Source organism: Streptomyces sp. NPDC058812 (genome assembly GCF_042744565.1).
Lineage (GTDB): Bacteria > Actinomycetota > Actinomycetes > Streptomycetales > Streptomycetaceae > Streptomyces > Streptomyces thinghirensis.
Genome location: NZ_JBHYOB010000001.1, coordinates 142,846 through 155,561 on the forward strand (window position 1 = coordinate 142,846; position 12,716 = coordinate 155,561).

Here is a 12,716-nt window from a genome sequence, read left to right on the forward strand (position 1 = left end):
GCAGCGGCACCCGTAGCGCGCCCAGCTGCGGGCAGTCGGGCGCGCCCAGCTGCGGGCAGTCGTGCCGCTGGGGCGGCACGGGTGGGCGCAGCGGCACCCCGTCGGCGCCGGGCCGCGTCTCCCACCCCCGGCTCGCCCACACGCCGGGCGACCAGGGAACGCCTGCCCACTGACCGCACCCGCACCCGGCCGAAACACGCCCACGAAAACGCCCCGCCACACCCCCACCCCCCAGCTATCTTCGTTAGCGCATCTACTTAGAAAAGCTAACGACGCACACGGGAGGCCCCGGCATGAGCGAGTCGCAGCTCTGGGACGACGTCGACGCCTACTTCACCACCCACCTCACACCCGGCGACGACGCCCTGGAGGCCGCCCTGCGGGAGAGCGACGCCGCCCGGCTGCCGCAGGTGAACGTCACCGCCGGCCAGGGCAAACTCCTCCAGCTCCTCGCCCAGATCCAGGGCGCCCGCACCATCCTGGAGATCGGCACCCTCGGCGGCTACAGCACCATCTGGCTGGCCCGCGCCCTGCCCGCCGACGGCCGCCTGGTCACCCTGGAGTACAGCGCCCGGCACGCCGAGGTCGCCACCCGCAACATCGCCCGCGCCGGCCTCGACTCCCTCGTCGACGTCCGCGTGGGTCCCGCCCTGGAGTCGCTGCCGAAGCTCGCCGACGAGAACCCGCCGCCCTTCGACCTGGTCTTCATCGACGCCGACAAGGGCAACAACCCCCACTACCTGGAGTGGGCCCTCAAACTCACCAGCACCGGCAGCCTGATCGTCCTCGACAACGTGGTCCGCGGCGGCCGCGTGGCCGACGCCGACGACACCGCCGACGACGTACGCGGCACCCGCGCCGCCATCGAGCTGATCGGCAGCCACCCGCGGCTCAGCGGTACGGCCGTCCAGACGGTCGGCAGCAAGGGGTACGACGGGTTCGCGCTGGCCCGGGTGCTGGCCTGAGTGCGGACCGGTCGGCAGACCGGCCCGAGGACGAGCGCGCGAACCTCACACCCCGTGGTAGAAGCCCACGTTGACGCTGCGCGGCTCCGCACGGTCCTGGACCACTATCTCGCCGCTGCCGCCCCTCGGCAGCGGCACGGTGCCGCCGTAGGCCAGGGGCTGCGCGGAGCCACCGACGGTGAGCCGGACCTCGGAGGAGGGGTCCGGCTGCGAGCCTCGCAGCCAGGTCAGCCGCCACGTGCCGTCGGAACCGCACCGGAACTCCAGATGGACCCGGGAGACGAACAGCCAGTCGTCCGGCGTCGACAGCCGGCACACGGACCTGTCCCGGCCGATCCGCAGCACCGCGTCGGGCTCGGTGGGCGCGTCGGCCATCTGCATGCCGGCCGTGGCACCCGCGTCGGCCGCGGTGACGGCGGCCATGGTGAGTTCGAGCACGTGCGCTCCTTCGCAGACCTCAAGACGTCCGTCGTTGGCTCGTCGCCGCCGAATGATAGATCGGCCGGTGGCGCGGTGTCCGGCACAATGGGGTCATGACCGAGCGGAAGCCACCCGGCGTCGACTTCGAGTCCTGGGTCGACAAACAGATCCGTGACGCGGACGCGCGCGGCGAGTTCGCGGAACTGCCCGGCGCGGGCAAACCCCTGCCGAGCGAAGTGGACAGCACCTACGACGAACTGTGGTGGGTCAAACGGAAGATGGCCCGCGAGGGCTTCTCCGTGCTGCCGCCCACCCTGGCCCTGCGCAAGGAGGCGGAGGACGCCCTGGAGGCGGCGGCGAGCGCCCCGTCGGAGCGGGTGGTCCGCCGCATCGTCGAGGAGATCAACGTCAAGATCCGCGACATCATGCTCAAGCCACCGCCCGGCCCCCCGCTGGGTCTGAAGCCCTACGACGTCGAAGAGGTCGTACGGCAGTGGCGGGAGCGCCGGGCGGAGCGGTGACGCCCGTCATTCACAGGCGCATCAGGCGGTCCGCCAGCTCACGGTAGTCCCGCAGGGCCAGGCGGAGTTGTTCGGTGTCGGTGCTCGTCGCGCGGTCGTCCCCGCCGGTGTCCTGCCAGGACGTGCGCAGCGTGCGGCGGCGGTGCGTCACGGCGTCCGTGAAGCGGGCGGTGATCTCCTCCAGGACGCGGTCGGCCTCCTCGACGGAGGCACGGGGAGCGTCGACGAAGTCGGCCACCGCGTGCTGCAGCCGCTGCCCGAGCTTGTCGCACTCCTCGTGCGGGAGAAGCGCGCCCCCGCGGGCGGCCGGGGTGGTGGTGCTCTCCGTCCGCGGATCGGGGGTGATGTCGGCGCGGGTGCCGGGGGCCGGCCGCGCGTCGGCGGTCCGGTCGGTGCCGGGGGCCGTCTCACCATGGACGTCGGGTGTCTGCCTGTCCCGCTCGACGGGGATGCCGCCGGGCTGCCGGGTCACATCGGACATGTGCCTCAACTCTCCTTCGGCTGGCGCTTGCTGAGCGACCAGGAGTGGTGCGGGCGGGTGTGGGCGGGCGCGGATCCGTCGCCGCCCGTACCGGCCCGGTGGCGGCCGGCGTCGTGGCGGTCCGGGCCTACCAGGTCCTCGAACAGCGCGCGGGCCTCGACCATGGACTCGCGCATCTCCTCCGTGCCCGCGCCGCTGTCCTGCGCGCCGTCCACGCGCGCGTGCGTCACGCGGTGCACGCGCCGGTAGCCGTCGACGTGGTGGGCGTGGTGCACGGACAGCGCCGCGAGCTGCTCCTCGTACTGCCCGCCGTCCGGGAAGCCCCGGGCGCCGGCCAGCTCCGCGAGCAGCCGGTCCGCCTCGCCGACCGCCTCGCGCGGAGCGTCGACGAAGCGCTCCTGGGCCGCGGTCCAGCGCGCCTCGAAGCTCTCGCGCTCGGCCGGGTCCAGCGGCCTCTGGTGCAGTGACCCGTGCCGTTCCACGCGCTCGGCGAGTTCGCGCTCGGCGGCCTTGGTGTCGCCGTCGTGCCGGGCCAGCGCCCGGTCGTATTCGGGCCCGAAGCGCCGCTTCAGGCTTCCGCCGTGCTGGGGGCCCCGCGCGCGCAGGGCCAGTACGGCCGCGACAACGAGCACGGCCGCCACGATCACGATCAAAGCGATGATCACGCCTGTGGACATGAGTGCCTTCCGGGTTCTCGGCCCTACCGGCTCTCCGAACGGGCCGGTTCGCTGTTCGGGTTGCCCCGGACTCCGCCCTCAAACGGCGCTCAGCGCGCGCGGAGGGCGCATCGGTGCGAAAATACGCTTGCGCCCGGGGCCGGTCCCGTCCCGACAATGCCGGTCATGACCTGGACCGTCGCCCCGGAACCGTACGACTCCCCCGTCGCCGCCGCCCTCTGGCGCGCGTACTACACGGAGGTCAGCGACCGCTATTACCTGCTGCACGAGGGGCGGCCCACCGACCCCGGCGAGCTGGAGCGGGAGATCGCCGCGCACTCCGGCGCCGACCTCGTGCCGCCCCGGGGGCGGTTGCTGGTCGCGCGGTACGGGGGCGAACCGGCCGGCACCTCGGGCGTACGGCTGCGGGACGACGCCACCGCCGAGCTGACCCGGGTGTTCCTGTACGAGCGGATGCGCGGCCGGGGCGGCGCCGCTCTGCTCGTACGGGCCGCCGAGGACGCCGCACGGGCTCTCGGGGCCGAGCGCATGGTCCTCGACACGCGCGGCGATCTCGTCGAGGCCCGCGCCCTGTACGCCCGGCTCGGCTACACGGAGACCGAGGCGTACAAGGAGGACCCGTACGCCGAGCACTGGTTCGTGAAGCAGCTCCCGTGCCCCGCCTGACGGGGCGGGCGGGGCTGGCGGGGCTGGCAGGGCAGGCGAGGCTGGCGGGGCGGGTTGGGCTCAGCCGGCCCGCGCCGGTGTGCGCGGGTCGTGCGGGCGCTCCCGCTCCGAGCCGCACAGCTCGCCGGTCAGCTCCTTCACGAGCCGCACCAGGTCGGTCGGGCGGTCCGGGCCCCACCAGTCGCCGAGCAGTTCGGCCAGGGATTCCTCGCGGGCCAGCGCCAGCCGTTCCGCCACCTCGCGGCCCCGGTCGGTGAGGACCAGGTCGGGTCCCTCGCGGACGGCCAGGTGCCGTTCCTCCACCTGGCGGGCGGCGGCCATGACGGTGGTCAGCGGGACGGGGCCGCGCTCGGCGAGGAGGGCCGGTTCGACCCGGCCGTACCGCCTGACCCGCAGCAGCATCCAGCTCGACGCGGGCAGCAGGTCGTAGCCCGCTCGCGCGGTGATCCGCCGGTAGACCTCCCTGCGGCCCTCGCGGGTGCCGAGCACCGACAGCGCACGGCACACCTCGTCGTGCGAGGACCGCTCCACCGGGTTGCTGGCGAGGGTCTGCGTGCCGTCCGGTGCCGTGACCGAGCCGCGCAGCCGGTCCTCCTTGAGGAACCAGGCCAGCACGAAGCCGAGGAGGGCGACGGGGGCGGCGTACAGGAAGACGTCGGTGATCGCGGAGGCGTAGGCGTGCAGTGCCTCGGGGCGCAGGGCGGGCGGCAGGGCGCCGATGCCGCGCGGGTCGGCCTTCAGGGTGTCCACCGAGACGCCGGGCGGCAGTTCGGCGCCCCGGAAGGCGTCCGCGAGTTTGTCGCCGAGGCGGCCCGCGAAGACCGTGCCGAAGACGGCCACGCCGAAGGACGCGCCGATGGAGCGGAAGAAGGTCGCGCCGGAGGTGGCGACGCCCAGGTCCTCGTACGCCACGGCGTTCTGCACGATGAGGACGAGGACCTGCATCACCAGGCCGAGGCCGAGGCCGAAGACGAAGAAGTAGGCGCTCATCTCGGCGGTCGCGCTGTTCTCGTCGAGCTGGTGCAGCAGGAGCAGGCCGAGGGTGGTGACGGCGGTGCCCGCGACGGGGAACACCTTCCAGCGGCCGGTGCGGCTGACGATCTGCCCGGAGACGGTCGAGGACAGCAGCAGGCCGAAGACCATCGGCAGCATGTGCACGCCCGACATGGTCGGGCTGACGCCCCGTACGACCTGCAAGAACGTCGGCAGGTAGGTCATCGCGCCGAACATCGCGAAGCCGACGACGAAGCTGATGACGGCGGAGAGCGTGAAGGTGCGGACCCGGAAGAGCTTGAGGGGGAGGACGGGCTCGGCGGCCCTGCGCTCCACGGCCACGAAGAGGGCGGCCAGGACGACGCCCAGCACCGCCAGACCGATGATCTGCGGCGAACCCCACGCCCAGGTGGTGCCGCCCAGCGAGGCCACCAGCACCAGGCAGGTGGCCACGGACGCGATGAGGAGGGTGCCGAGGTAGTCGATGACGTGCCGGGTGCTCCGGCGCGGGATGTGCAGCACCGCCGCGATCACGGCGAGCGCGACGATGCCGACGGGCAGGTTGATGTAGAAGACCCAGCGCCAGCTCAGGTGCTCGGTGAAGACCCCGCCGAGCAGCGGTCCGAGCACGCTGGTCGCGCCGAAGACCGCGCCGAACAGACCCTGGTAGCGGCCGCGTTCACGGGGCGAGACCAGGTCGCCGACGATCGCCATCGACAGCACCATCAGACCGCCGCCGCCCAGCCCCTGGAGGGCTCGGAAGGCGATCAGTTCGGGCATGCTCTGCGCCACGCCGCACAGCGCGGAACCGACCAGGAAGATCACGATCGCCGTCTGGAACAGCTTCTTGCGCCCGTACTGGTCGCCGAGTTTGCCCCACAGCGGGGTGGCGGCGGTCGCGGCCAGCATGTACGCGGTGACCACCCAGGACAGGTGCTCCAGACCGCCCAGGTCGCTGACGATGGTGGGCAGCGCCGTGGCCACGATGGTCTGGTCGAGGGCGGCGAGCAGCATGCCGAGCAGCAGGGCTCCGATCGATACGAGAACGCCGCTGGAGACCTGCTCCTGTCCCTCACCCTGCCCTGGGGGCCGTACCGGGTCCGTCGCCGCGCGTACATCTCCCGCCATGAAGACCTCCCACGGACGTCTCACCTTCCATCCCGGTCGGTGTGACCAGTTATGGGCGGTTCAGTCCTGCGAGAAGCCGGTGTTCCGGGGGCGTGCGCGTGGGAGTGTGGAGAAGATCTGCATAATCTCTGGAGTTCGCGAGGGGAGTCGCGAGGGGAGGGACGAACGCGTGGAACAGCAGAAAGAGCCGCCGCAGGAGCCGCAGGAGCGGCCCGAGGGGCACTCGTGCCCGGAGTGCGGAACGCCCAGGGAGGCGGACAACACGCCCGCCTGCGCCTGCGGGTCGCGGGCGTCCGACGCCCTGCGCGACGTGCGTACGGCACAGGCGGCAGCGGCGGAGGACTTCGACCCGCTGCGCATACGGCCGTACGTCGAACTGGACGGCAGTGCCGGGGAGCCCGGGACGCCCGGGACGGTGGCGCCTTCGGGGACCTCCTCGTCCGGAGCGACCACGTCCGGAACGCCCTCCTCCGAACCGGTGTCCGCGGCGGCCCCGTCCGCGTCCGCGGCGCCCTCCCCGCTCGACCCGGACGCCACCATGACGCTGCGCGCCGTCGGCGCCGAGCCGCCCGGCGCGACCACGGAGACGACCTCCGTTCTGCCCACGCCCCTGGCACCCTCGGCCGGCGCGCCCAGCGCCCACGACCTGCGCTTGTTCGAGACCTCGGCGACCACGTCCGACACCCCCTCCGCGCCCGTGGGGCCCGTGGGGCCCGGTGCGGACGGTACCGGCGGACGTCCGCCGCGCAGACGGCGCCGGGGCGTGCTGTTGAGCGCCGCGGGGGCGGTCGTGGTCGTGGTGGGCGCGGCCGGGTACGCGAGCGGGCTGTTCTCCTACGAGACGCCCTCCCGGGACGGGGCGCTGCCGGACGAGGTCCGGGTGAGCGTCCCGGACCCGTCGACCAGTGAGGCCTCCGCGACCCCCGAGTCGAGCGCGCCGTCGGCCGCCGAGACCTCCGCGTCGCCGTCCCCGTCCGCCTCCGCGTCCCCCAGCGCCAGTCCGTCGTCCTCGCCGTCCCCGTCGGCGTCGAGCGCCTCTCCCACGCCGTCCCGGTCGGCCGAGCCGACGCAGAGCACGACGACCGCACCGGCCGACGGCCCCACGCAGGAAGCCGAGGACGAGGACCGCCTACCCGACGGAGGCGGCACGCTGCAACGCGGCGACCGGGGACCCGAGGTCGTCGAGCTCCAGCAGCGTCTGACCCAGCTGTATCTCTACACCGGCGACATCAACGGCAACTACAACCGCCAGGTCGAGGACTCGGTCCGCACCTACCAGTGGGCCCGCGGCGTCCGCGACGACGAGCTAGGCGTCTACGGGCAGGACACCCGGCGCCGGCTGGAGTCGGAGACGCGGGAGCCGTAGGCGGCGTTCACGGGCACGCCCGCCAGGGCGTTACGGTCCGCCAGGACGGTCACGGCCCGCCAAGACGTCACGGCTCACCAGGACGTCACGGCCCACCAGGGCGTTGCCACGTCGCCCTCCCCCGCCGCACCGGCCGTCAGCCGATGTGCAGCCGCAGCGTCCCGTCCGCGCCGGCCTCCACACGTACCCGCGTCAGGTCCTCCACGACCACGTCGGGCCCGTGGGCACCGGCCCGCGGGCCGACGCCCACGACCTGCATTCCTGCGGCGCGCGCGGCCGTGATGCCGGCGCCGGAGTCCTCGAAGGCGATGCAGTCGCCGGGGGCGATGCCCAGCTCGGCGGCGCCCTTGAGGAAGCCCTCGGGGTCGGGCTTGCTCGCGCCGACCGACTCGGCGGTGACCCGGACGTCCGGCTGGGCGAGCCCGGCGGCGGCCATCCGCGCGGTGGACAGCGGCACGTCGGCCGAGGTCACCAGGGCGTGCGGCAGCCCGTGCAGCGAGGCGAGGAACTCCGGCGCCCCGGGGATCGCGACGACACCCTCGGTGTCGGCGGTCTCCTCGGCGAGCATGCGGGCGTTGTCGGCGTGGTTCTGCTCCATGGGCCGGTCCGGCAGCAGCAACGCCATCGAGGCGTAGCCCTGCCGTCCGTGGACGACCTTCATGACCTCGTCGCCGTCCAGCCCGTGCCGGTCGGCCCAGCGCCGCCATACGCGCTCGACGGCGGCGTCCGAGTTGACGAGGGTGCCGTCCATGTCCAGCAGCAGGGCACGGGCGGTGAGAACGGTGGTGGCGGTGGCCGTCATCGGCAGACTCCAAGGCGCGGGAGAGGGGCGCAGGGCGTGTCCCCGGGAACAAGGCGGCCCCGCCCGCCGGTCAGGGAGAACGGGCGGGAGCCACTTTGTTCATCCACGGTACAAAACAGAACGGGCATCGCGCCACCGCCCCGACCGAACGTTCACGAACCGTTCAGTTCGCACGTCACCGTCGGTATGGGGCTCGCCACGACACCGGAACCCGGGGCCCGCCCCGGGCCCGCCCCTCAGCCGGCGACCGCCTCCCACAGGCTCCACACCCCGAGGCCCAGCATGAGCAGCGCCGCGACCTTCGTGATCAGCGCCAGCGGCACCCGCTTCATCAGGGCCTTTCCGCCGACGATGCCGAGCCCGGCCACCGCCCACAGGGCGAGCACCGCGCCGAGGCCGACGGAGAGCGGGTCGTCGTAGCGGGCCGCGAGGTTCGCGGTCATGATCTGCGTGAGGTCGCCGAACTCGGCGACCAGGATGAGCATGAATCCCGCCCCGGAGACCTTCCAGAAGGACTGGTCCTCGGGCTTGCGGATCTCCTCGTCCTCGTCGTCCTTCTTCATCAGCAGCACGGCGGCGCCGCCCAGGAACAGCACGCCGGTGATCGCGTGCACGATCTGCTGCGGCAGCAGGGTCAGCACGCTGCCGGCCGCGACCGCGAGCACGACGTGCAGCAGGAAGGCGGCGGCCACGCCGGCGAAGACGTACGAGGCCCGGTAACGGGTGCCGAGGACGAGGCCGGCGAGCGCGGTCTTGTCCGGCAGTTCGGCGAGGAAGACGACGCCGAAGACGACTGCCGTCACGGTCAGGCTGATCAAGGGATCCTCTATCGGTCGGGGCCGCCCCACCGAGAGTGCTGGTCCTGCGCTGCGGACACCTCGGCACGGCAGCACACGGTCGCCCCCGCCGTACGGCACGGGCGTGCACTGCTTGCCGAAGGTCTCGCTGGCCGGCCCCGCGCGCGAGGCCTGCCTCCGGGCGCCGGCTCAGACGAGCTGAGCAGTATGTCGACGGTCCGGCGAAGAGCTACTCCCCTTCTGCGCCGTCCATAGTACGCGAGCCCCCGGGCGGCGCCGAGGGTCGAAGGTCCCGGCCGGCGCCGAGGGGCGGGAGCCCGAGCCCCCGAGGGGCGGGAGTCCCGGGTCCCCGAGGGGCGGGAGTCCCGGGTCCCCGAGGGGCGGGAGTCCCGGGTCCCCGAGGGGCGGGAGTCCCGGGTCCCCGAGGGCGAAAGTCGCGGCGCGCTCCGTCACGAGTCCCGCCGCACCCATAGACGTGCCATGCACACGTCACTAACTTCTTACCGACCGCACACCTGTGCGCCATGCGGCGTCGCGAGCATTCCCCTGCCCGCGTCCCAACCCCCCCCCCCCCCCCACTCCAAGGGAGTTCGCATGTCGAAGTTCTACGCGCGTCGACGGCTCGGTGTCCTCGCCGCGTTCACCGGACTCATAGCCTCCGCCGGGCTCCTCAACGGCCCGGCCGCCTCCGCCGCCCTCCCCACCCCGGTCAGCGCCGCCACCGCCCGCTCCTACCTCGCCTCCCTCACCGTGGAGACCGAGAACCGCACCGGCTACGACCGTGACCTCTTCCCGCACTGGATCACGCAGTCCGGCACCTGCAACACCCGCGAGACCGTCCTCAAGCGCGACGGCTCGGGCGTCGTCACCGACTCCTCCTGCGCCGCCACCAAGGGCAGCTGGTACTCCCCCTACGACGGCGCCACCTGGTCCGCCGCCTCCGACGTCGACATCGACCACCTCGTCCCGCTCGCCGAGGCCTGGGACTCCGGCGCCGGTTCCTGGACCACCTCCCGGCGCCAGTCCTTCGCCAACGACCTGACCCGTCCCCAGCTCCTCGCGGTCACCGACAACGTCAACCAGTCCAAGGGCGACCAGGACCCGGCCACCTGGATGCCCTCGCGCAGCGCCTACCGCTGCACGTACGTCCGCGCCTGGGTCCAGGTGAAGTACTACTACGACCTCTCGGTCGACGCCGCCGAGAAGTCGGCGCTGCAGAACCACCTCGCGAACTGCTGACGTCCCGTCCACCGCGTGTTCGGCGCGGAGCCTCCCCGCCGGCCTCCGTCGTTCCGTACCGTACGGGGCGACGGAGGAGGGGATCACCTTGGCCGGACTGCGCCTGGGACCACTGCTGAGATACACCGACGGCTCGTCGGCGACCATCTGGGTCGAGACGAACCGGCCCTGCACCACCGAGGTGCGCTGCGCCGACGGCTCCCGCGGCACGACCCGCACCTTCCGGATCGCGGGCCACCACTACGCCCTGGTCCCGGTGACCGGCCTGACACCCGGTACGGCGACCGAGTACGAGGTGCTCCTCGACGGCGCCCGCGTATGGCCGCCGCCCGACTCGCCCTTCCCTCCCTCGCTGATCGCCACGCCCCCGGCGGACGAGGGCATGCGCGTCGCCTTCGGCTCCTGCCGCTGGGCAGCACCGCCGGCCGGCGAGAAGGACCCGGTGGGCCCGGACGCGCTGGACAGCCTCTCCGCCCGCATCGCGGCCGACCCGGAGGGCACACGGCCCGACGTGCTGCTCCTGCTCGGCGACCAGGTGTACGCCGACGAGATCTCCGACGCCACGCGCCGCTGGATCGCCGGCCGCCGCGACCTGGCGGAGCCTCCGGGCGACCAGATCGCGGACTACGAGGAGTACACCCGCCTCTACGACGAGTCGTGGAGCGACCCCCAGGTGCGCTGGCTGCTGTCCACCGTGCCCAGCTGCATGATCTTCGACGACCACGACGTCATCGACGACTGGAACACCTCCGCCGCCTGGCTCGCCGACATGCGGGCCACGGACTGGTGGCGCGAGCGGCTGCTGAGCGGGCTGATGTCCTACTGGGTGTACCAGCAGTTGGGCAACCTCTCCCCGGACGAGCTGGCCGCCGACCCCCTCTACGCGGCTGTCCGCGAGGCCCCCGACGGCACCGACGTGCTCCGTACGTTCGCCGCGCGGGCCGACGCCGACCCGGCCTCCGTCCGCTGGAGCTACCGGCGCGACTTCGGCCGCGTACGGCTGGTGATGGTGGACTCCCGCGCGGCCCGCGTCCTCAAGGAGGACCGCCGCACGATGCTCGACCCGGGCGAGGCCGCCTGGCTGCGCGAGCAGATCCTCAAGGACCGGGAGTCCTACGACCACCTTCTGATCGGCACCTCCCTGCCCTGGCTGCTGCCCCATCTCGTGCACGACGTGGAGGCGTGGAGCGCCGCGATGTGCGTCGGCGAACGGGGCGCGCGCTGGGCACGGCTCGGGGAGCGGATCAGGCGCGGGGCCGACCTGGAGCACTGGTCGGCCTTCCCGTCCTCCTTCGACTCCCTCGCGGACCTGATCGCCGAGGCCGGTACGGGGCCCGGCGCGCCCGCGACCGTGAGCGTGCTGTCGGGCGACGTCCACCACGCCTACGTGGCCGAGCCGTCCTGGCCCGGCCGCGCGCCCGACGCCATGGTGGCCCAGCTGACCTGCTCCCCCGTCCACAACTCCGTGCCGCTCTCCATCCGTCTCGGCTTCCGCTTCGGCTGGAGCGCCCCGGCGCGTGCCCTCGGGCGGCGCATCGCCCGGCACGGACACTGCGGGCCCCCGGCGGTCGGCTGGCGCAAGACCGGCGGACCCTGGTTCGGCAATCAGCTCATGACGCTGACGCTGCGGGGGAGATCGGCCCGGCTGTGCCTGGAGCAGGCGCGGGCGGAGCGCGACGGGACGACCGTCCTGCGGATGGTCACGGACAGGGAGCTGGCGTAGGCGGGGGGCCGAGCCGGGTATGAATCGAGTCACACCGGCGGGCTCCGCCATGGGTTTGGGAGCGCTCCCACCTGCGGTGGGCGTCGGGACAAAGGGGTGACCATGCGCCAAGCCATGGCCAAATGTTGAACTTGCAAGTACTCATTAGGCTCACCTAACGTGGGCGGCCCACTCGGTTTCGTCCCCCACCGGCCTCGACGGGCCGGCCCGACCGAAGGAGCTCCCCCACATGTCCGGACGCCTCAACAGCGCCCAGCCCTACGCCCTAGGCCTGTTCCGCATAGTCGTCGGCCTCCTCTTCGCCTGCCACGGCGCCGCCTCCCTCTTCGGCGTCCTCGGCGGCGCGTCGGGAAGCGGCGGCACGATCGAGACCGGCACCTGGCCGGGCTGGTACGCGGCCGTGATCCAGTTGGTCGGCGGCGGCCTCGTCATGCTCGGCCTCGGCACCCGCGCCGCCGCGGTCGTCTCCTCGGGCTCCATGGCCTACGCGTACTTCAAGGTGCACCAGCCGGGCGCCCTGTGGCCGATGGAGAACGGCGGCGAGGCCTCCGCCATGTTCTGCTGGGCCTTCCTGCTGCTGGCCTTCACCGGCTCCGGCGCCTTCGGCCTGGACCGGCTGTTCGGCCGGCGCACGTCCGAGCAGGAGGGGGCCGCCGCGGAGCGGCAGACACCGGTCGCGGCCTGACCCGAACCGGAGCGGCGCCTTTCCTGAACCGGGGGGGCGCCGCTCACGCTCTCCCTGGGCGACGGTCACCCCACTCCTGGCGCGCGTGCGTTCCGTGGGCGTGAACGACCACTTGCGGGTGAACGCTCCGTGGCGAACACACGAGGCCCCTGTGAACCGTCTGTCACACCCCGGGCGTACGCTGTATGGCTGTCATCGGCCGCTCCTGCCGTCCCCGCGTCTCGCGGCATGGCCCGGCCCACGGGGGAGTAAC

13 protein-coding genes are annotated in these 12,716 nt (G+C 73.1%); 7 read left to right on the forward strand and 6 right to left on the reverse strand.

All coding sequences use genetic code 11. The features are described 5' to 3' along the window. Nucleotides 1-293: 293 nt before the first annotated feature. Nucleotides 294-965, forward strand: a complete 672-nt coding sequence (locus ACFW48_RS00710; protein ID WP_386309071.1) for an O-methyltransferase — start codon at nt 294-296, stop codon at nt 963-965. A 45-nt stretch (nt 966-1,010) separates the two neighbouring features. Here ACFW48_RS00710 and ACFW48_RS00715 read toward each other — a convergent pair whose 3' ends face one another. Beyond that, nucleotides 1,011-1,403, reverse strand: coding sequence for a hypothetical protein (locus tag ACFW48_RS00715; RefSeq protein ID WP_386309074.1), 393 nt, complete (start codon nt 1,401-1,403; stop codon nt 1,011-1,013). A gap of 95 nt (nt 1,404-1,498) precedes the next feature. On the opposite strand from ACFW48_RS00715, the gene ACFW48_RS00720 reads away from it, so the two are divergent. Further along, nucleotides 1,499-1,906: a DUF1992 domain-containing protein gene (locus ACFW48_RS00720; RefSeq protein ID WP_386309076.1), complete on the forward strand. Its 408-nt coding sequence runs from the start codon at nt 1,499-1,501 to the stop codon at nt 1,904-1,906. 10 nt (nt 1,907-1,916) lie between these two features. Here ACFW48_RS00720 and ACFW48_RS00725 read toward each other — a convergent pair whose 3' ends face one another. Then, nucleotides 1,917-2,387: a hypothetical protein gene (locus ACFW48_RS00725; protein WP_386309078.1), complete on the reverse strand. Its 471-nt coding sequence runs from the start codon at nt 2,385-2,387 to the stop codon at nt 1,917-1,919. 5 nt (nt 2,388-2,392) lie between these two features. Beyond that, the gene (locus tag ACFW48_RS00730; RefSeq protein WP_386309081.1) at nt 2,393-3,064 is read right to left on the reverse strand and encodes a hypothetical protein; all 672 of its coding nucleotides are present in this window, start codon (nt 3,062-3,064) and stop codon (nt 2,393-2,395) included. Between the two features lie 165 nt (nt 3,065-3,229). On the opposite strand from ACFW48_RS00730, the gene ACFW48_RS00735 reads away from it, so the two are divergent. Further along, nucleotides 3,230-3,730 (forward strand): GNAT family N-acetyltransferase, encoded by a 501-nt coding sequence (locus ACFW48_RS00735; protein WP_386309083.1) that lies wholly within the window; start codon nt 3,230-3,232, stop codon nt 3,728-3,730. Nucleotides 3,731-3,790: 60 nt separating this feature from the next. Here the strand turns inward: ACFW48_RS00735 and ACFW48_RS00740 are convergent, their stop codons facing one another. Then, a complete protein-coding gene (locus tag ACFW48_RS00740; RefSeq protein WP_386309085.1) occupies nt 3,791-5,851 on the reverse strand; it encodes a DHA2 family efflux MFS transporter permease subunit in 2,061 nt (686 codons plus the stop codon). 169 nt (nt 5,852-6,020) lie between these two features. Between ACFW48_RS00740 and ACFW48_RS00745 the strand changes: the two genes are divergently transcribed. After that, on the forward strand, nt 6,021-7,217 hold the full coding sequence (locus ACFW48_RS00745; protein ID WP_386309087.1) for a peptidoglycan-binding protein: 1,197 nt from the start codon (nt 6,021-6,023) through the stop codon (nt 7,215-7,217). 136 nt (nt 7,218-7,353) lie between these two features. Here ACFW48_RS00745 and ACFW48_RS00750 read toward each other — a convergent pair whose 3' ends face one another. Further along, nucleotides 7,354-8,019, reverse strand: a complete 666-nt coding sequence (locus ACFW48_RS00750; protein ID WP_386309089.1) for an HAD family hydrolase — start codon at nt 8,017-8,019, stop codon at nt 7,354-7,356. Between the two features lie 236 nt (nt 8,020-8,255). After that, nucleotides 8,256-8,837, reverse strand: a complete 582-nt coding sequence (locus ACFW48_RS00755) for a TMEM165/GDT1 family protein (protein WP_210958621.1) — start codon at nt 8,835-8,837, stop codon at nt 8,256-8,258. Between the two features lie 573 nt (nt 8,838-9,410). Here ACFW48_RS00755 and ACFW48_RS00760 point away from each other — a divergent pair. The 3 genes from ACFW48_RS00760 (at nt 9,411) to ACFW48_RS00770 (ending at nt 12,463) form a co-directional block, all read left to right on the forward strand. Next, nucleotides 9,411-10,055, forward strand: coding sequence for an HNH endonuclease family protein (locus ACFW48_RS00760; protein WP_386309091.1), 645 nt, complete (start codon nt 9,411-9,413; stop codon nt 10,053-10,055). An 88-nt stretch (nt 10,056-10,143) separates the two neighbouring features. Continuing rightward, a complete protein-coding gene (locus ACFW48_RS00765) occupies nt 10,144-11,778 on the forward strand; it encodes an alkaline phosphatase D family protein (RefSeq protein WP_386309092.1) in 1,635 nt (544 codons plus the stop codon). A gap of 229 nt (nt 11,779-12,007) precedes the next feature. Then, a complete protein-coding gene (locus tag ACFW48_RS00770) occupies nt 12,008-12,463 on the forward strand; it encodes a DoxX family protein (protein ID WP_386309093.1) in 456 nt (151 codons plus the stop codon). Nucleotides 12,464-12,716 lie beyond the last annotated feature (253 nt).